Genomic DNA, 18719 nt, shown 5'->3' with positions numbered 1-18719 from the left:
ACATTTTCTACCAATTAGGAAGCCCTTTTTGGCTAGAAAATACATCTACGGTTATGTCTCTAACTGATTAATTATTCAAGAGGTTTAAAAGAGTGGTTAGTCTGGTTTTCAACTGCCGCCTATCGATGATAAAATCAAGAAATCCGTGTTCCAAAACAAACTCGGAACTCTGGAAACCTTTTGGTAAATCCTTGCCAATAGTCTCTCTAATTACTCTTGGGCCCGCAAAACCAATCAAGGCTTCAGGCTCTGCAATGTTAAAATCTCCCAACATTGCATAGGAAGCAGTAACACCTCCAGTGGTGGGGTTAGTTAGTAAAGAAATGTAAGGAATACCAGCCTGACTAAGCTGCGCCAACTTTGCTGAAGTCTTTGCCATTTGCATTAATGAGAATCCTGCTTCCATCATTCTTGCCCCACCTGACTTTGAAATCATGAGAAAGGGAATCTTATTTTTCAGAGAATGCTCGATAGCTCTAGCAATCTTCTCACCTACCACAGAGCCCATAGATCCACCTATGAAATTAAAATCCATACAAGCTACCACCAGGTCTAGCCCATTCATTTTACCATAAGCCGTCCTGACAGCATCATTTAATGAAGTCTTTGAAATAGTGGCCTGGATTCGAGTAGTGTAGGGCTTGGTGTCGCTGAATTTGAGTGGGTCCCCTGAGGTCATATTTGGGTTCAGCTCGGTAAACTTGTTGTCATCGAAAAGAATCTCAAAGTACTCTTTCGAGCCTATCTTGACATGAAAGTCGTCATCCGGACAGACATATGCATTGTTCTTAAGCTCCCTAGTGTGGATGATATTTCCTTTTGGTGTTTTAAACCAAAGACCATCTGGAGAATCTTTCTTTTCAGCCGTGGAAGTTTTAATTCCTTTATCTGTTCTTTTAAACCAAGCCATACATAATATTTTGTCATGCTTTGATACCAAAGCTCTAACAAATTTAGACCTTATCTCCATTAAATAAAATCTTAGATTTAGGATAAGGAGGCAAAGGTTTTTGGCCTTTTGCTAAATTGTGGCTTATTAGCTGAAAATTAGAACTTATTTCAAAATCTGGCCAGATCTCAAAATTAAAATCAAATGAGCATTGCAGTATTACTAACTATCTCAGGAATTATCCTATTTGCTGCATATAAAATCTATGGCGCATTTGTCTATAAGCAATTTAACCTCAGTGATGAGCAACCTTCTCCAGCACATACTCACAGGGATGGAGTAGACTATGAGCCGAGTAAGCCCATCGTGGTCTTAGGTCATCATTTCGCTTCTATTGCTGGTGCTGGGCCTATTGTCGGTCCAATTATAGCCTTAACCTTCGGGTGGATTCCGGCCGTTATCTGGATTCTGGTCGGCGGAATATTTTTTGGTGCCGTACACGATCTTGGGAGTCTTGCGGCCTCATTGAGAACCGAGGGTAAATCTATAGGAGTAATCATTAAAAATCAGATTGGAATACAAGGAAAGCAGCTATTTATTCTTTTCAGCTTTTCTACTCTAATCTTAGTCATCGGAGTCTTCGCTGATATTATTGCAAAGACCTTTGTCAGTAACCCAGGGGTAGCTTCAGCATCCATTTCCTTTATTTTGCTCGCTGTAATCTTTGGTGGATTCAGCAAGCGATTTGGAAACCGGAAAAATGCTTTCGTTATCATTACTATTGTAGGAGTTGTTTTGATGTACCTTTTTGTTTACTTGGGTACACTTTTCCCCTTCTCCTTGGACTACAGGGCCTGGATCGCATGCCTGCTGATCTATGCATTTATTGCTTCCGTCACTCCAGTAAGTATTCTTTTGCAGCCCAGAGATTATTTGAATAGTTACCTTCTTTATGGTTTAATAATCGCTGCGGTGATCGGTGTTTTTATAGCTAACCCAGAAATTCAAATGGGCAATGAGATCTATTTCAAAAGTGAAAATCTGGGTGTGATTTTCCCTGTTCTTTTTGTCACCATTGCCTGTGGAGCTATAAGCGGTTTCCATTCCCTAGTCGCCTCCGGAACTACTTCAAAACAGCTGAATAAGTTCAGCGATGCCAAAGTTGTAGGATTTGGCGGTATGCTCATTGAATCTTTTTTAGCCATTATTGCTGTTGGGGCGGTAGCAATTTTAAGCAGGGCTGAATATCTGGATCGGTTTTCCACTGAAGGGCCAGTGCCCTTGTTTTCGACAGGGCTTGGAGGAATGATTTCTTCCTTGGGGGTTTCAGAGGAATTTGCAGTTGGATTTGTTGCACTTACCGTCTCAGCTTTTGCCCTAACCACCTTGGACACCTGCACGCGATTAGCTCGATTTACCCTGCAAGAGTATTTTGAGGACATGCCTCAAAAAGGCGCACAAACCATTTCCAAAAACCGATTTGTTTCTACTGGGCTGGTAGTCTTATTTTCTGTGTTGCTTCTAGCTTCAGGCGAATTCACTACTCTCTGGCCTATCTTTGGTTCTGCCAACCAGCTCCTGGCAGCTTTGGCACTATTAACAATTTCTGTATGGCTTATTAAGAAAAAGGTGAATGCAATATTCGTGATCCTTCCCATGTTTTTCATGTTCACAGTCACTTTGGCTTCATTAGGCCTTTTTGCATGGAAAAATTTTCAGGATCAGATTTATGTGCTCTCCCTTATTGCTACACTACTTTTTGTTCTTGCCGTTTCTTTAATGGTTTTGGCTTATAAAAGCCTAAAAAAAGAAGCAATAAAAAAGGTTACTTCCTAGATAAATAACACAATCATTCCAAAAACAAGGAAAGGTACACCGTAGTATAGAAGGACTTTTTTACGATTAACACTGTCTAAAAACCATAGGCTATAGACAGGTCTTATTAGTCCCAGGAATAGCCCCAAAAAGCAAACCCAGAAACATCCCCAAATTAAAGCGATCAAAATCTCCATAAAAAAAAAGGAGCTTATGAGCTCCTTTAAGTTTTTACTTTTTCCTTTTTATTTCTTTCATCTCGTAACCTTCAATGGTATCATCAATCTGGATGTCATTGTAGCCCTTTATTGAAATACCACATTCGTAACCAGCTTTCACTTCAGCTACATCATCCTTGAATCTCTTCAGTTGATCGATCTCACCTTCATGAATTACAATACCGTCTCGAATCACGCGAATCTTATTCTTTCTTGTCACAAAGCCATCAGTCACATAACAACCAGCAACTGTACCAACCTTAGAAATCTTGAAGACCTCACGAACTTGGATATTACCAGTGATTACTTCCTCGAATTCAGGCTCCAGCATTCCTTCGATCGCATCCTTAATTTGATTGATCGCATCATAAATGATGGAATAGTGCCTAATTTCAATTTCCTCTTGTTCGGCCAGTCTCTTGGCGTTTGCAGATGGTCTCACTTGGAAACCAATGATGATCGCATCTGAAGCCGACGCCAGAAGTACATCGGATTCGGAAATCTGACCTACACCTTTATGAACGATCGAAACTCCAACCTCGTCTTTTGACAGTTTTAGCAAAGAATCTGAAAGAGCTTCCACGGAACCATCCACATCACCTTTAATGATAATATTTAGCTCTTTAAAGCTTCCGATAGCCAATCGACGACCGATCTCATCCAGAGTTATATGCTTTTTAGTACGGATACTTTGCTCTCTTTGAATTTGCTCTCTTGAATTCGCAATTTCTCTGGCTTCTCTTTCGGTATCATAAACCTTTATGATATCACCCGCCTGAGGCGCACCACTCAGACCCAATACTTGAACAGGTGTAGCCGGACCAGCTTCTTTCACCTTTTTACCCAAGTGATCAAACATGGCTTTTACGCGTCCATAATGCTGACCTGCCAGCATCACATCCCCAACTCTTAGAGTACCAGTCTGAATCATCAAGGTAGCTACATATCCACGCCCCTTATCAAGAGAAGCTTCTATAACCGTACCTTGTGCATTTCTGTCAGGATTGGCTTTGAGTTCAAGAATTTCAGCTTCCAGCAATACCTTCTCTAAAAGGTCATCAACGCCTTGGCCTGTTTTGGCAGAAATATCCTGAGACTGATATTTACCACCCCAATCTTCCACGAGTAAATTCATATTTGCCAGTTCCTCCTTGATCTTATCAGGATTGGCATTCGGTTTATCAACCTTATTGATCGCAAAGATCATAGGTACTCCAGCCACTTGCGCGTGATTAATGGCTTCCTTGGTTTGAGGCATTATGCTATCATCCGCAGCAATCACAATAATCGCAACATCGGTGATTTTGGCACCACGTGCTCTCATCGCAGTAAAGGCTTCGTGACCCGGTGTATCAAGGAAGGCAATCTTATGCCCATCTTTTGTGGTCACATCGTAAGCTCCAATGTGCTGGGTAATACCTCCAGCCTCATCAGCGGTAACCTTTGAAGTTCTTATATAATCCAGTAAGGATGTTTTACCATGGTCAACGTGTCCCATTATGGTCACGATAGGAGCTCTTTCTGAAAGGTCTTCCTCACTATCCTCTACCTCTGTTTCAACTTCTTCTTCAGCGTCCTTAGTGAACTCTACCTCATACCCAAATTCATCCGCTATAATGGTAATTGCTTCAGCATCCAATCGCTGGTTTATAGAAACGAACATACCAAGCGACATACAAGTGGAGATGATTTCATTTACACTGATATCTAGAAGTGAAGCCAGATCATTTGCTGATATAAACTCAGTAACCTTTAAAAGCTTTGTTTCCTCCGCTCCTTCTACTTCAGCCTCTCTTTCTCTCTCCGCTTTTTTATCTTTTCTACTCTTAGTTTTGCCTCCGGATTTATTTCCCTGAAGTCTGGCAAGAGTTTGCTTAATCTGATCTTGGATTTCCTTCTGAGTTGGCTCTCCTTTTTGTGGTCTACCTCCTTTTTGGCCACGGTTACCTTGGTTTCTATTCCCCTGGTTTCTGTTTCCTTTATCAATCCTTTTCCGAGGACGCTTTTTATCTCTATTACGCTCATCAGAGGAAGCTACTGGACCACCCTTTTTCTTTTTCTCAGCAGGAAGCTCAATTTTTCCCAAAACTGTCAGACCTTTCAGGGAATCCGCTTTGGCTTCAATAACCTTTGAATCAGGCTTTTCAGGTTGCTCAGGCTTTTTCACCTCTGGTGCTTTCGGAGCTTTTGGAGTCTCTACAGGTTTAGCCGGAGGAGCTTGCTTTTCTTGAGCTGGCTCTGACTTCTCCTTTTTCTTTTCTTCAGGCTTTTTACCAAAAGGTTTCTTTCCTGAAGTTTTGCTCAGATCGATTTTACCCAAGACCTTAATGCCCTCCAGTTTCGGTGCTTCACTTTTCACCGGTTCAGCTGGCTTCTCTTCCTTTTTAAGCTCTTCTTTAGGCTCCTCCTTGGCCTTTGGCTCTGGCGTTGGTTCTGGAGCAGGCTTTTCTTCTATTTTAGGTTCTGGAGCAGGAGGCGCAGGTGCTTCAGGCTCTTCTTGCTTTGGCTCACTTTCCAGGGTGACAGGCTCATGGCGTTTGCCAATGGAAAGGTGTGAAGCCTCTTCTTTTTCTAAAGCAGAGGATCTAAACTCCTTATTCAACATTTCCACTTGGGTCATATTGATTTTGGAGTTCGGATTATTCTCGACCTCAAAGCCATTTTTAGCTAGAGTCTCCACGATGGTCGCCGTACCAACGTTGAGCTTCCGAGCTACCTGGGCTAATCGCATCATTTTTTCGTCTGACATAAGCTAAAAACTCTTTCGATTCTTGTCTTTTATTCTTCTGGCAGGGCTAAAGATTTATTGTTCAAATTCCTGTTTAAGGATTTTGAAAATCTCTTCTATAGTCTCCTCCTCTAATTCTGTTCTCCTGGATAAATCTTCCACAGTGAGGTTCAAAACGCTCTTTGCAGTATCTAATCCAGTCTTTTTCAATTCTTCAAGGATCCACTCATCGATTTCATCAGCAAACTCTGAAAGAAGAACATCTTCCTCCTCATGTTCACTAAGCTCTCTGAATACATCTATTTCATAACCCACAAGTCTGGAAGCCAGCTTGATATTATGACCGCCCTTACCGATGGCTAAAGAAACCTGGTCAGGCTTTAGGAATACCGAAATACGTTTGGTCTCCTCATTCACCGTTAACGATGAAACTTTAGCCGGGCTCAGGGCACGGCTTACATATAAATCCAGATTTTCAGTGTAGTTAATTACATCGATATTTTCATTCTGAAGCTCTCTTACTACAGCATGAATTCTGGACCCTTTCATACCCACACAGGCACCTACCGGATCAATTCTATCATCATAGGATTCCACAGCCACTTTGGCTCTCTCCCCTGGCTCTCTCACGATTTTCACAATGGTAATCAACCCATCATAAACCTCGGGAACTTCATTTTCAAATAACCTCTCAAGAAAAACTGGAGAAGTTCTGGATAAAATGATTCTTGGGTTGGCATTCGACATATCCACTCGATGTACGATTGCCTTCACTGAATCTCCCTTTCTGAATCGGTCCTTTGGAATCTGTTCGCCTTTCGGCAAAATCAATTCATTTCCTTCCTGGTCAATAAGTAAAACCTCTCTGCTCAAGATCTGATAAACTTCTGCGCTTACTATTTCTCCAACTTGCTCCTCATACTTATTGAATAGTATATCTTTTTCAAGGTCTTTAATCCGTTGGATCAAAGTCTGGCGAGCCATTTGGACCGCTCTTCTACCGAAGTCTTCTAATTCGATTTTTTCATAAACCTCTTCACCAATCTCAAAATCGGGCTCAATTTTGATAGCTTCAGAATGACTTATCTTATCAAAATCCCAAATGTCCTCGGAGTTGTCATCTACGATTTCTCTATATCGGAATATCTCCAAATCTCCCTGATCAGCATTGATAGTCACGTCGAAGTTCTCATCAGATTCGAACTTTTTTCGGATCATAGCTCTAAATACATCTTCCAGAATTCGGATCATGGTAGGACGATCCACATTTTTTGATCTCGCAAATTCAGCGAAGGATTCAATTAAGACTTTAGCATCCATGTGATTTATTTAAACGATATCTGAACAATTGATTTTATGATTTCAGAAAAAGGAATCTCAACCTCTTTCGTTACTATTTTTTTCGATTTCCCCTTTGCCTTTTCTTTGGCATTCAGCTTAATTCCTGAATCATCCACTTCCAGCAAAGTACCTAACACTTCTTTTCCTTCTCCCAGAGTGACCAGTATATCGCGATTCAAATTTTTACGATACTGTCTCAAGGTTTTCAAAGGAAAATCTACTCCTGGCGATGACACTTCCAGTACAAATGCATCTTCTATGATGTCCTCAGCCTCTAATTCTTCCGAAATAGCCCGACTCATGTCTGCACATGTTTGAATATTTACTCCCTGGTCACCATCTACCAATACGCTCACTAACTTTTTACCCGCTTTTTCGCTGATAAGCACATCTACCAGATAATGACTTTCATCCGGCAAATGCTTTTGAGCAATATCAATGAGCTTTTCTTTTAGCATTTTCTAGTCAAATACAGAAAGAGGGGACGTGGTGTCCCCTCAAGAAACTTTCAAATACGGCACAAATGTAAAATAATTTTACTCTAAAAACAATTTCTGTGCAAAATGTAAATCTTACCCTGATGTCATTTTCAGCATACTTTTTGTGCTCTTGTTAAAGTGAGTTTTTTATGAGATAAAATTAACTGCAAAGTTAAGTTTGTAAAAAGATTCCAATTCGTTCAGAATTGTGCTCACAACATAATAGTTTTGCTGAGTTAAAGATGCTTTCCTGACTCAGGAGTAGTAAAATCATTGTCCTTTACCGTAAAGCCAGCCAATAGAAAATGGGATTATTTGACTTTTTTTCAAGCGATATCGCTATAGATTTAGGTACAGCTAATACCTTAATTATCCACAAGGATAAAATTGTCGTAGATGAGCCTTCGATTATCGCGATTGATAAATCAAATAATCGGGTTTTGGCCGTGGGAAGAGAAGCAATGAACATGCATGAAAAAACGCATGAAAACATTAAAACTATACGGCCGCTAAAAGACGGTGTGATTGCTGACTTCTACGCAGCTGAGCAAATGATCCGAGGCTTAATCAAAATGATCCCCGGTCAAAAGAAAGGACTATTCCCGCAGTCTCATCGAATGGTTATCTGTATTCCTTCGGGGATTACTGAAGTGGAGAAAAGAGCCGTTAGAGACTCTGCTGAGCATGCGGGAGCAAAAGAAGTTTACATGATTTTTGAGCCCATCGCAGCGGCCATAGGTATAGGAATCGACATAGAAAAACCTATGGGATCCATGATCGTGGATATCGGGGGTGGTACTACTGAGATCGCTTTGATCGCACTTTCAGGAATCGTAGCCGATCAGTCCATTCGTGTAGCAGGTGATACCTTCACCAAGGACATCCTTGATTATATGAGACGTCAGCACAATCTTTTGATTGGCGAGCGATCCGCTGAGAAAGTGAAAATTGCTATAGGTTCTGCCCTTACTGAACTGGAAGATGGTCCAGAAGATTACGAAATCAGAGGCCGGGATCTGATGACGGGAATCCCAAAAGTGATCAAAGTATCCTATTCGGAAATCGCTTTTGCATTGGATAAGTCGGTTTCGAAGATTGAGGAGGCGGTCCTCAAGGCATTGGAAATTGCTCCACCTGAGCTGTCCGCGGATATTTATGACAATGGCATTCACCTGACAGGTGGTGGAGCTCTTCTGAAAGGTCTGGATAAAAGACTTCATCAGAAGACTAAGCTCCCAATTCACATTGCAGAGGATCCACTTAGAGCTGTGGTACGTGGTACCGGTACAGCACTAAAAAATGTTCACAATTTCAGAACCGTATTGATGAGCTAAGATTTAATGCTACGAATTCTCCAGTTTCTTTATAACCTCCGAGCATTTATCTTATTTGTATTCCTAGAAGCGATCGCCGTTTGGCTCATCGTTTCGAACAATTCTCCACAGGGAGCAGCTTTCTTTAATTCCTCATCTAAGCTGATAGGCATTGTCCTCGAAACTCAGTCAAATGTGTCGGAATTTTTCGACCTTGATGATGCCAATATCATTTTGCAAGAAGAGAATGCCCAGCTGATGGAGAGATTAAACTTCACCTCAGCTCAGGCCGACTCGTCATATATTGAGTTGGACTCCGCATTCGAAGCAACTTTTGAATTCAAGGGAGCACGTGTGATAAGTAATTCTTTGCGCTTCGCGCAAAACCATGTTACCCTGAATAAAGGAGCAAAGGATGGTTTAAAGCCGGGAATGGGTATTTTCAATCAGCAAGGCGTAGTTGGTCGCCTGAAAATGGTATCAGAAAATTTTTCTGTCGGCATCTCCCTTTTGAACACGGATTTATTGGTTTCTTCAAAAATAAAATCATCTGACGTCTTCGGCTCGGTAAAGTGGATGGGAGAAGATGCCAAAAAAGCCAAGCTTTTATATGTTCCTAGGCACGTGACCGCTCAGGCCGGAGATTCTGTAATCACCTCTGGATTTAATGCAGTTTTTCCCGAAGGAATTCCGATAGGGGTGATCAGGGAAGTAAGTCCATCCTCGGATAACCCTAACTACCTTGATATTGACCTGGAGCTCACTACCGACTTCAGTAAGGTAGGGTACGTTTACTTGGTCGAAAACACCCAAATTCAGGAGCTCGACTCCTTATACTCAGAATCAGAATTACCCAATGAATTTTAGATCAATTTTCGGCACAGTTGGGCAGTTTCTTTTACTTCTGGCCATACAGATTCTTTTTCTGAAGAACTTAGCCCTTTTTGGATTAGCATTTTGCTTTATCTACTTATTGGCTTTACTTCTTTTACCCGTTTCGATTCGTTCTATTCCGCTAATGATCATTGCATTCATGATGGGAATTAGTGTGGATGTTTTTTATGAAACCATAGGAATGCATGCTGCAGCCGCCACTTTTCTTGCCTTTTTGAGGAACTTTTGGTTAAAAATCATTAGTCCATCCGGAGGCTATGATGAAGGGGATATTCCTTCCATTCGATCTCAAAGTACAAGTTGGTTTGTAACCTATGCTTTTCCTTTACTTTTTGCCTTTTGCCTGGTTTTATTCTCGCTAGATTTTTGGGGAACAGGAAATTGGTTAAATGTGCTTAACAAAAGCTTTTTCTCCTCGATTTTCACCCTCATTTTGGCTATAATTGTACAACTTTTATTCTTCCCACGTAGAAGGGTAATCTAAATGACAGACAAGAGGCCACAGATCATAATTATTGTAATATTTTTGGTTGGGTTTGTCTTGCTCGCAAAGCTCTTTTCCATCCAGGTTTTGGATGACAGCTTCACCAAAAAAGCCGAAAGAAATGCAGTTCAGAGAATAGTAGACCATCCTTACCGGGGTCTGATTTATGATCGTAATGGGAAGCTTCTGGTTTACAATAACCCGATTTTTGATCTCATGGTGGTCCCGAAAGAATTTGCTTTGGAGGACACGACCAGATTCCTTGAAATCTTTAAGATAGAAAAAGAAGAATTAGAAGAACGCTACGAGGCAGCGAGGAAATATTCTTGGGTAAAGCCTTCCATTCTGAAAAAGCAAATCTCAACAACTGATTTCGCCAAAATCCAGGACTATCTTATCGACTATCCTGGCTTATTTATCACGACTCGTTCAGTTAGATCTTACCCTGAGCCCATTGGATCACATGCTCTAGGCTACATCGGTGAAATCAGTGGAAGAGCACTGGAAAGAGACACTACGGATTATTATAAACAAGGCGACTATGTAGGTCTGAGTGGGATGGAAAGGTACTATGAGTCCCTTCTGAGAGGAGTCAAAGGTGCCAAATATAAAATGGTCAATGTGCGCGGCATCGATAAGGGTCCTTTCAAAGATGGCATTTATGATACTGCTTCAGTGGAGGGTCTTAATATTACTTCTACGCTCGATATGGATCTTCAGAAATACGGAGAAATGCTCATGCAGGGGAAAACGGGTTCTGTAGTGGCCATTGAGCCTAAAACTGGTGAAATCCTTTCCATGATTTCTGCTCCTTTCTATAATCCAAATGATCTAACCGGAGCTGATTTCGGAAAGAATTACCAAGCACTGAACTCCCTACCCACAAAACCATTATTCAATCGTCCGATAATGGCCATGTATCCACCAGGATCCATATTTAAAATAGTCCAAAGTTTAATCGGCCTGCAGGAAGGAATCCTATTTCCTGAAACTACTTTCGCTTGCAATAGGTCTTTGGTGGCCTGCCATAATCACCCTTCTCCGGTCAATCTTTTCGGAGCTATCCGAAACTCTTGCAACCCTTATTACCATCAGGCTTTCAGAAGGATGATTAATCAGGAAGTCTCTTCTAATACTTACAAGGATACAGAGATTGGTCTCACTGCCTGGAAAGAAAAGGTGGAAAAGTTTGGACTTGGATCAGCTCTAGGTATGGATATGAGCGGTGAACTAGGTGGTTCCATCCCTTCTAGTCAATACTATGACAAAGTTTATGGAGAAGGTCGATGGAAATATTCCACAATTTATTCTCTCTCTATAGGTCAGGGAGAATTGCAGGTGACTCCACTTCAAATGGCGAACCTAGCAGCGATTTTTGCGAACAAAGGATATTATTACACTCCTCATTTAATAAAAGCTGTAAATGGTGATCCTGATGAGATTCCAGCCAAGTTCAGAGAAAGACATAATGTCGGCGTCGATGCAAAGCATTTTGATTTGATTCAAGACGCAATGGCTGAGGCTATTTATGGAACTGCTGCAAGGGCAGTGATAGATGATATCGTATTAGCCGGCAAAACGGGAACTGCGCAAAATCCTCATGGTGAAGACCACTCCGTTTTTATCGCATTTGCACCAAAGGATGATCCCAAAATTGCTATTGCGGTTTACGTGGAGAATGCAGGCTGGGGTGGCCGAGCTGCAGCGAGCACAGCTTCTTTGATGATTGAAAAATACTTGAGAGGGGAAGTACTTCGAGAAGGACTTCAGGAATATGTTTTGGCGGGAGACTTTATTTATTGATGAGACAGGACATTCAGGTTAATCGGATCGATTGGGTCACCATACTCATTTACTTTGCCCTTGTCTTTATTGGCTGGTTCAATATTTATGCTGCTGTTTACGACGGTCAAGATGCCAAAAGCATCTTTGACCTTTCCATTAATTCCGGGATCCAGCTTGTTTGGATAGGCACATCTGTAGTTTTGATTATTCTCATTATGGCGGCCGATTATCGGTTATTTGAGAATCTTGCCATTCCTCTTTATTTACTCTTTTTGGTCCTTCTTATTCTTACTCCTTTCGTCGGAAAAGAAGTAAATGGACAAGTCCTTTCTATCGGAGTAGGTTCTTTCAGAATCCAACCTGGAGAATTTGCCAAGTTTGCCACGGCTTTGGCTTTAGCCAAATTTATGGAGCGCCCCACTTTCGATCTTAGCAAAGTGAAATATCAGATCAGGGCCTTCGCTATTCTGATGGTTCCGGTGGTTTTGATTCTTTTGCAGCCTGATACAGGAACCGCAATGGTTTATTTTTCCCTTCTCATCATGTTTTATAGGGAAGGCTTTCCGTCCAAGTATTATCTTCTTGGAATCGGAATGATCGCCATAGTTCTCCTGTCCCTAGGGATAGAAAATAATCTCTATTTGGCTGTGGCTATTGGAGCAATTTGCCTCTTTTTAATCCTCTTGGGAAAGAGATCCTGGCAAAAAACAATAGTCTTCAGCCTGATTGGACTTGGACTGATTGGGATTACTTACAGTATTGATTTTGTGGTATCTAAGCTGCCTTCTCACCAGCAAAATCGTATCATGGTATTATTTAATCCTGATATAGACCCTTTGGGGGTGGGCTGGAATGTGACACAATCCAAGATTGCGATAGGATCAGGTGGTATGTTTGGGAAAGGCTATTTACAAGGTACGCAGACCAAGTTTGACTTTGTACCAGAACAGCATACAGATTTTATCTTTTGTACTCTCGGAGAGGAATTCGGGTGGTTTGGAAGCCTTGTGGTCATCAGTTTGTTCGTAGCACTACTGGTGCGAATTGTGATTATGGCAGAACGACAAAAGAATCGTTTCTCAAGGATCTATGGATACTCTGTGTTATCCATTCTCATGTTCCACTTTATGGTGAATATCGCCATGACAATAGGCCTCTTTCCGGTAGTAGGTATTCCTTTGCCTTTCCTTAGTTATGGTGGCTCATCACTTTGGTCATTTACAGTCCTACTATTCATTTTTATAAAAATGGATGCATCCAGAGCCTCACAGCTGGGTAGACTGAGTTAAGAGTTCAGCAATTTAGATAACCAATATTGTTTCTTTGGCTCTCTATTCTTTTTAGCAAATGGAGTGTGGAAATAATGCGACTTTAAAAAATTGACCTGAAGATTTTTCCATTCCTCTTCAGTTTTCAGGATATTCATAAAACTGAGCTCCTTGTATAATTTCTGGCTAATTTGGGGATAATCATCTCTCCCAAGATAATCCAAATCTGCATCACAGATAATCTTTTCAAGTTCGTTCTTTGGAGATTGAGGTATTTTGGTGGCCATAACCAAACCTCTCATTACGTCAATTCTCTTTTTACTCATCCCAATTTCCTGCATAATCTTAGCCGCCATATTAGCACCGGTTTCCTCATGATTGGCAGGACCTTTTAAAAATCCCATATCGTGAACGATGGCTCCAATTTTAAGCATTAACCGGTCTTCAGCATCTAAATTATACCTTCTGATATATTGATTGCACACATTCAATACGTCTAAGGTATGGGCAATACCATGATAAGACAGGTGAGCAGGAAGCTCCTCTTTAAGCTGATTTAGGACTGTACGGCGTAAAAAAAGATAATCCTTCATTGATTACTCTGGGTTAGCTTTGTAGATAAGCTTTGATCGCATAATACAAAATAAAAACAAACAATAGGCCAATGTTATAGGAAAGATACTTAATTGATAAGTTCACATTCCTAAACTTAGTAGCGGTGATTTTTGCATTCACAAAAACTTGCTCACCGAGTTGATCATATAGGGGTCGTGATTTGGTACTTACTCTTTCTAATTCTTTCACATAATCCTTTATGCCACCATACTCCTTCAGGATATCCCCGAAAAAAAAGACAGAATTATCAAACTTATCTTCTATTTGGGGCATAAAGCAGCGAAAACTGTAATAAATAGACACTACACTGAATACAAACCACAGAACCATGAAAATATACACAAAAGGATCATCCGCTGCCGTAGTAAACAAATGGTCTGAAAATTGAAAAAAGAAATTAAATAGAAGGCCGTAAAAGGAAAGCACTAGCCCAGCTTTGATCTCTGAAGCTTTGATCAAATCTCTTAAATAATTGATTAGATACCAGTAATTGTCGACGGGATCCAGACCCGCATCGAATTGAGGTTCTTTATCAAATTCTTCTTCGCTTTTCTCGCTCATTAATTAAATAGGGCGCTGAGTAAAAGGGTAAATTCAAAATAATCTTCGTATAAACCAAACCATTTATAGCCTAATACAAAACAGAGCACTATAAAATCAGTGGAACATGATATTTTCTAATTCTCAAATCGATGGTAAATAAGTCGAAGAAACTCCTGAACAGGATCAGAATTTAGATTCCAATTCATTTCCTCCACGTAGCGAACATCAATGTAATTCACCGCCTCCTCAAAACTATTACTGGAATCAATTTTCTTAAGGGCATGCATAAGCAAATCTGAATTTCCTTCAAAAAGCTCCTTGGTAAACATGAATCGCTGATTTATCGCCAAACTTTCAGCTAAACTACCCATCACGGATTTCATTCCTGGATATGATTCCACCTCGAATTGACGTCTTAGCTCTGAAGCATCCAGTTTCCCGCTGGGGCCAGTCACAGTATTTTCAACTGGTGCAGATTCCGATTCATGCTCTGAAACTGGAGCCTCATCTGGCACCTCTTTCTTGACTTCTTCTCCTTCCTTTGCTTCAGGAATAGGAGACGTCTCCTGTTTATCAACTGAATCAAAAAAAGATTTATCTGAGGAGTCAATCTGGCTATTTGCATCAGATCCTAAATAGGCATCCAAGTCAAATGGAGCAATATCCCCTAATGTCGCCAAAAGCAGGTTTTGCGATTCCAGGTCATCTTTGATCACCTGATAATTTGCACTGATAGCTTTTAGGTATGGGTCTTTTTCTAATCCAAATCCAGCTTTGTCAATAAGGAAAGAAATTACCGGTACATGCCATTTGTAATACTTCCTATTCTCCTTAAGGTACTCATTGATATGATCTTTTGGGGCTCTTTCGACTTCAGCCTTGTAATACGAAACCGGGTCTGTAGCCACATGAATAGCTTCTGAGACTGCTTTCACCAAAAGAGGTTCAAAATCGGATTTTTCTACCTTGATTCGTTTGGAAAGAATATTCATGAAATTGGTTAAAGCCTCATGAACTGTGATATCCCTATAGTCGAAATAGGGGTTGCTTCTGAGCTTTTCAAGCTCTGATTGCCATTGAGAAAAAAGCTCTTTCAACACGAAAAAATTAACCTGGGTGCTGTTAGTCAGGTTCACTATATCCTGACCGGAAATAAACTGTTTCCCTTTGAAAAACTTATTACAAACCTCGCTGGAATACCTGGAGGCATAATTTTCTAAATATTTGCTGTTAATTTGGCCCACAATAGATCGGATTAAATTATTTCAACACATCGATGCCCAAAGTCATCATTGAAAACCTGTTTGAACTGGAAATAGAAACAAACGACGCTGATCGTAAAGTTATAGATTTAATTCACGAAAATGGAATAGATTGGATGCATGCTTGCGGGAAAAAGGGCAGATGCACCACCTGTAAAATGATCATGGTCTCCGGAGAAGAAAACCTCTCCCCTATGAATGAGTTTGAGAAGCGGTTCTATGAACTGGGAAGGCTAAAAAATGGCGAACGCTTAGCCTGCCAAAGTATCTTGAAGAAAAAACAAATCAAAATGCGGGTCGCAGAAAATAACAAGTTCCCTCATATTAGATACAGCGATTGATATGTTCATAGAACCACGAATCGGCAGAAAAAAATTGCCTGAAGGCAAAGGGCAGATCGAAATAATCTGTGGGTCCATGTTTTCCGGCAAAACAGAGGAACTTATCCGTCGGCTTAACCGTGCCATCATTGCGAAGCAAAAGGTTGAAATCTTTAAACCAAGCATAGATAAGAGATATGACACTTCTGAAGTGGTCAGCCATGATGATGCCCGCATCCGTTCTACGCCTGTAAATTTTGCAGAGGACATCCTTCTTCTCAGTGGAGATTGTGATGTCATAGGGATAGACGAAGTTCAGTTTTTCGACTCTCAAATAATTTCGGTTGTACAAAAACTTGCTAGACAAGGCAAAAGAGTGATCATGGCAGGACTCGACATGGATTTCAAAGGAAAACCATTTGAACCGGTTCCTCAGCTTATGGCCATTGCGGAATATGTCACCAAAGTCCATGCAATTTGTATGAAATGTGGAGATCTCGCTTCTTTTTCGTTTCGGAAGACTTCCAATGAGGAAAAGGTTCTTTTAGGAGAAAAGGAGAGTTACGAAGCGAGATGCAGAAAGTGCTTTTATGAAGACCTCACTTAAGACCTTATTCATTTTCTGTCTTTTTTTCTCTCTTTCCAATTCATCCATACTGGGACAGCAGGCGGTTGGAGATTGGAAATATCACCTTAATTATACGGATGGAGAGCAAATCGTAGGCAGTGAAAACGAAAGCCTTTTTGTCTTAAACCCACATAGTCTTTATTATTTCTCTGGGCCAAATCAAGAACTTGATGAACTAGACCGAACGGACGGCCTTTCAACTCAAAACTTACGAAGTCTATATTTTGATAATACCAAGAATCAACTGCTACTTGCTCATCAAAATGGAATCATAGATTTCATCTCAGAGGAAGATATAATCCCTTTTTTCGGGATTCGGGATAGCGAGTTTATCTCTGAGAAAACTTTGGCAGGCTTTTCTTCTCAAGGAAATCAAGTCTGGGTTTCCGGAAGTTTTGGATTTGCAGAACTTGATCTACAAAATCAAATTCTAAAAGATACCTATCTAAACCTCGGGGAGAATGGCGAAACCCTTCAGGTAAATAGCGTCGCAAGCAATACAGGTATTATTTTCATTGGCACGACTAAGGGCATTCGATATGCGGCGCTTAGCTCTAATCTGAAAGATTTTCGATCCTGGCAAACTATCCCCGGTTCTGAAGAATTCTTATGGAAGACTTTGATTATCGATGGACCAGCTCAATGGGCTTTGAATGAAAATGGAGCTCTTATTGAATTTTCAGTTACCGGCATTGATGAAATCGCTGGCATAAACGGGGCAAAAAATCTAAAGTCAATCGATGGAGAAGTTTTCTTCCAGATGGATAATCAAATCTTCAATTTGGAAGAAAATGGAAATTTCAGACAGATCGCAGAAGCCGAGGATAAAATTCTAGACTTTTGGGTCAGCGAATCTGTAATCCACTTTCTTTTAGAGAATAAAGGTATCCTTCTCTCCAATCAGGCAGAAGGATTGCTTCCGAATGGTCCTGACAGTAAATCAAACGGACTTGGCCATCTCAATGGCAATCCTATTTCCCTTTCAACCAGATATGATATCGATCAAGGCGTTATCAGCTCTTCCTCAGCTAGGTCCAGTGAATTTGATTACAGCATTTGGGAGGAACTGTCGGCTCCTGATTCAGTAACCGTGTCCATTTCCTGGAATGGAGAAAACTATTGGGGCACTCCAAATGGACTTTGGAAATCGACTGCAGAAGGTTTGGAAAAAGTATCACTCCCGGATGGACAGGATAATTTACCTATCAGTTCTTTTACTAGCGATGCCTTGGGGAATCTTTGGATAGGAGTTTTTGATCAGGAAAGCCGGCTTTTAAAAATCAATTCAGAAGGAATCAGCTCAGTTCCTGTTCCCGGACTATTACTTTCCAAAAAACTAATATCCGATCTACAATCAAGAATCTGGATCATTCAAGGGAATAGATTTGGCAGAACCCTCAGACTTTTTGATCCGGAATCCGGAAGATCTCAAAGCTTTGGCTCCGCTTCAAATCAGGGAGGGCTCCCTGATAATCGGGTAAATGATATTTTTTTGGATGATTCGGATCGGCTTTGGATGGGTACCGATCGAGGAATAGCCTTCTTCCCTTCCGCACCCTTGGTAGATGAAGGCAGCAATATCCAGGCTTTGCTGCCCTTAATAAATAATCGCCCGGTTCTAGCTGGAGATCGGGTGAATACCATTCAACAGCTCGCTGATGAGACATTTTTTGTAGGAACCAACAGTTCGGGGCTCTGGCATTTTGATGTCAACTTTGAAGCTATCAAAGCAAACTACACCTTTGAAAACAGTCCGATCCCTTCGAATCAAATCCTGTCACTTTTAGATTTTTCCAAAGGCGGGGAGCTTTTCATTTTGGCACCTGAGGGCATCATAAGTCTGAGAACAGGAATTAAAGAAAGTTTTCCAGAATTAGATGAGCTGAAAATATTTCCAAACCCGGTAACGGATCAATTTGACGGGATTCTCACCATAGAAGGATTGGTGGATGGAGTGGATGTGATAATCACAGATACAGCAGGGAATGCAGTATTCCGTGCATTTACGCAAGGAGGCTCCCTTACCTGGAACCTTCAAGACGGAAATGGAGCCAGGCTAAAAACCGGAGTTTATTTGGTTTATGTTTTGGATTCAAATGGAAATCAACGTGCAAGAGGTAAATTTTTGGTGATCTGA

At 40.9% G+C, this 18719-nt stretch carries 16 protein-coding genes; 9 read left to right on the top strand and 7 right to left on the bottom strand.

The window, feature by feature from the left end; genetic code table 11:
• Nucleotides 1–67: 67 nt before the first annotated feature.
• Nucleotides 68–910, bottom strand: coding sequence for an acetyl-CoA carboxylase, carboxyltransferase subunit beta (gene accD, locus QVH07_RS11915; protein WP_290000663.1), 843 nt, complete (start codon nucleotides 908–910; stop codon nucleotides 68–70).
• Between the two features lie 183 nt (nucleotides 911–1093).
• Here accD and QVH07_RS11910 point away from each other — a divergent pair, with 183 nt between their 5' ends.
• Nucleotides 1094–2725, top strand: coding sequence for a carbon starvation CstA family protein (locus QVH07_RS11910; RefSeq protein ID WP_290000662.1), 1632 nt, complete (start codon nucleotides 1094–1096; stop codon nucleotides 2723–2725).
• Nucleotides 2726–2935: 210 nt separating this feature from the next.
• Here the strand turns inward: QVH07_RS11910 and infB are convergent, their stop codons facing one another.
• Genes infB through rimP form a run of 3 tightly spaced genes read right to left on the bottom strand, consistent with a single transcriptional unit; the run spans nucleotide 2936 to nucleotide 7449 of the window.
• Nucleotides 2936–5671, bottom strand: a complete 2736-nt coding sequence (gene infB / locus QVH07_RS11905) for a translation initiation factor IF-2 (protein ID WP_290000661.1) — start codon at nucleotides 5669–5671, stop codon at nucleotides 2936–2938.
• Between the two features lie 54 nt (nucleotides 5672–5725).
• A complete protein-coding gene (gene nusA / locus QVH07_RS11900) occupies nucleotides 5726–6970 on the bottom strand; it encodes a transcription termination factor NusA (RefSeq protein ID WP_290000659.1) in 1245 nt (414 codons plus the stop codon).
• A gap of 5 nt (nucleotides 6971–6975) precedes the next feature.
• Nucleotides 6976–7449 (bottom strand): ribosome maturation factor RimP, encoded by a 474-nt coding sequence (gene rimP, locus QVH07_RS11895; protein ID WP_290000657.1) that lies wholly within the window; start codon nucleotides 7447–7449, stop codon nucleotides 6976–6978.
• Nucleotides 7450–7775: 326 nt separating this feature from the next.
• Between rimP and QVH07_RS11890 the strand changes: the two genes are divergently transcribed.
• The 5 genes from QVH07_RS11890 to rodA are packed head-to-tail and all read left to right on the top strand — an operon-like array spanning nucleotide 7776 to nucleotide 13235.
• Nucleotides 7776–8804, top strand: a complete 1029-nt coding sequence (locus tag QVH07_RS11890) for a rod shape-determining protein (RefSeq protein WP_290000655.1) — start codon at nucleotides 7776–7778, stop codon at nucleotides 8802–8804.
• A 6-nt stretch (nucleotides 8805–8810) separates the two neighbouring features.
• Nucleotides 8811–9650, top strand: a complete 840-nt coding sequence (gene mreC, locus QVH07_RS11885; protein WP_290000652.1) for a rod shape-determining protein MreC — start codon at nucleotides 8811–8813, stop codon at nucleotides 9648–9650.
• Complete coding sequence (locus QVH07_RS11880; RefSeq protein ID WP_290000650.1) at nucleotides 9640–10161, top strand: rod shape-determining protein MreD; 522 nt, start codon at nucleotides 9640–9642, stop codon at nucleotides 10159–10161. The genes mreC and QVH07_RS11880 overlap by 11 nt, the downstream gene beginning before the upstream one ends.
• Nucleotides 10162–11964, top strand: coding sequence for a penicillin-binding protein 2 (mrdA, locus tag QVH07_RS11875; RefSeq protein ID WP_290000648.1), 1803 nt, complete (start codon nucleotides 10162–10164; stop codon nucleotides 11962–11964).
• Entirely contained in the window at nucleotides 11964–13235 is a 1272-nt protein-coding gene (gene rodA / locus QVH07_RS11870) for a rod shape-determining protein RodA (RefSeq protein WP_290000646.1), read from the top strand. Before mrdA ends, rodA begins: the two co-directional genes overlap by 1 nt.
• Here rodA and QVH07_RS11865 read toward each other — a convergent pair.
• The 3 genes from QVH07_RS11865 to QVH07_RS11855 all read right to left on the bottom strand — a co-directional run bounded on the left by QVH07_RS11865 (nucleotide 13232) and on the right by QVH07_RS11855 (nucleotide 15616).
• Nucleotides 13232–13807, bottom strand: a complete 576-nt coding sequence (locus tag QVH07_RS11865; protein ID WP_290000645.1) for an HD domain-containing protein — start codon at nucleotides 13805–13807, stop codon at nucleotides 13232–13234. The two genes, rodA and QVH07_RS11865, sit on opposite strands and share 4 nt — an antisense overlap.
• A 13-nt stretch (nucleotides 13808–13820) precedes the next feature.
• A complete protein-coding gene (locus tag QVH07_RS11860; RefSeq protein WP_290000644.1) occupies nucleotides 13821–14390 on the bottom strand; it encodes a Pycsar system effector family protein in 570 nt (189 codons plus the stop codon).
• Nucleotides 14391–14506: 116 nt separating this feature from the next.
• Nucleotides 14507–15616, bottom strand: coding sequence for a DUF8457 domain-containing protein (locus tag QVH07_RS11855; protein ID WP_290000643.1), 1110 nt, complete (start codon nucleotides 15614–15616; stop codon nucleotides 14507–14509).
• 32 nt (nucleotides 15617–15648) lie between these two features.
• On the opposite strand from QVH07_RS11855, the gene QVH07_RS11850 reads away from it, so the two are divergent.
• From QVH07_RS11850 to QVH07_RS11840, 3 genes are read left to right on the top strand one after another with little or no spacing between them, the layout of a single operon-like run.
• Nucleotides 15649–15975 carry a 2Fe-2S iron-sulfur cluster-binding protein gene (locus tag QVH07_RS11850; protein ID WP_290000642.1) on the top strand — a complete coding sequence of 109 codons (327 nt, stop codon included), beginning with the start codon at nucleotides 15649–15651 and terminating at the stop codon, nucleotides 15973–15975.
• 1 nt (nucleotide 15976) lies between these two features.
• Entirely contained in the window at nucleotides 15977–16561 is a 585-nt protein-coding gene (locus QVH07_RS11845; RefSeq protein ID WP_290000639.1) for a thymidine kinase, read from the top strand.
• The gene (locus QVH07_RS11840) at nucleotides 16545–18719 is read left to right on the top strand and encodes a PorZ beta-propeller-like domain-containing protein (protein ID WP_290000637.1); all 2175 of its coding nucleotides are present in this window, start codon (nucleotides 16545–16547) and stop codon (nucleotides 18717–18719) included. The genes QVH07_RS11845 and QVH07_RS11840 overlap by 17 nt, the downstream gene beginning before the upstream one ends.

It is taken from the genome of Algoriphagus sediminis, assembly GCF_030403435.1.
Classification (GTDB): domain Bacteria; phylum Bacteroidota; class Bacteroidia; order Cytophagales; family Cyclobacteriaceae; genus Algoriphagus; species Algoriphagus sediminis.
The sequence above is the reverse complement of the archived record's forward strand: the minus strand, read 5'-3'. Positions and strand labels throughout refer to the sequence as shown.

Excerpts from the sequence above, each read along its gene's own strand:
- accD (WP_290000663.1), bottom strand. The coding sequence starts at position 910 with ATGGCTTGGTTTAAAAGAACAGATAAAGGAATTAAAACTTCCACGGCT.
- QVH07_RS11910 (WP_290000662.1), top strand. The coding sequence starts at position 1,094 with ATGAGCATTGCAGTATTACTAACTATCTCAGGAATTATCCTATTTGCT.
- infB (WP_290000661.1), bottom strand. The coding sequence starts at position 5,671 with ATGTCAGACGAAAAAATGATGCGATTAGCCCAGGTAGCTCGGAAGCTC.
- nusA (WP_290000659.1), bottom strand. The coding sequence starts at position 6,970 with ATGGATGCTAAAGTCTTAATTGAATCCTTCGCTGAATTTGCGAGATCA.
- rimP (WP_290000657.1), bottom strand. The coding sequence starts at position 7,449 with ATGCTAAAAGAAAAGCTCATTGATATTGCTCAAAAGCATTTGCCGGAT.
- QVH07_RS11890 (WP_290000655.1), top strand. The coding sequence starts at position 7,776 with ATGGGATTATTTGACTTTTTTTCAAGCGATATCGCTATAGATTTAGGT.
- mreC (WP_290000652.1), top strand. The coding sequence starts at position 8,811 with ATGCTACGAATTCTCCAGTTTCTTTATAACCTCCGAGCATTTATCTTA.
- QVH07_RS11880 (WP_290000650.1), top strand. The coding sequence starts at position 9,640 with ATGAATTTTAGATCAATTTTCGGCACAGTTGGGCAGTTTCTTTTACTT.
- mrdA (WP_290000648.1), top strand. The coding sequence starts at position 10,162 with ATGACAGACAAGAGGCCACAGATCATAATTATTGTAATATTTTTGGTT.
- rodA (WP_290000646.1), top strand. The coding sequence starts at position 11,964 with ATGAGACAGGACATTCAGGTTAATCGGATCGATTGGGTCACCATACTC.
- QVH07_RS11865 (WP_290000645.1), bottom strand. The coding sequence starts at position 13,807 with ATGAAGGATTATCTTTTTTTACGCCGTACAGTCCTAAATCAGCTTAAA.
- QVH07_RS11860 (WP_290000644.1), bottom strand. The coding sequence starts at position 14,390 with ATGAGCGAGAAAAGCGAAGAAGAATTTGATAAAGAACCTCAATTCGAT.
- QVH07_RS11850 (WP_290000642.1), top strand. The coding sequence starts at position 15,649 with ATGCCCAAAGTCATCATTGAAAACCTGTTTGAACTGGAAATAGAAACA.
- QVH07_RS11845 (WP_290000639.1), top strand. The coding sequence starts at position 15,977 with ATGTTCATAGAACCACGAATCGGCAGAAAAAAATTGCCTGAAGGCAAA.
- QVH07_RS11840 (WP_290000637.1), top strand. The coding sequence starts at position 16,545 with ATGAAGACCTCACTTAAGACCTTATTCATTTTCTGTCTTTTTTTCTCT.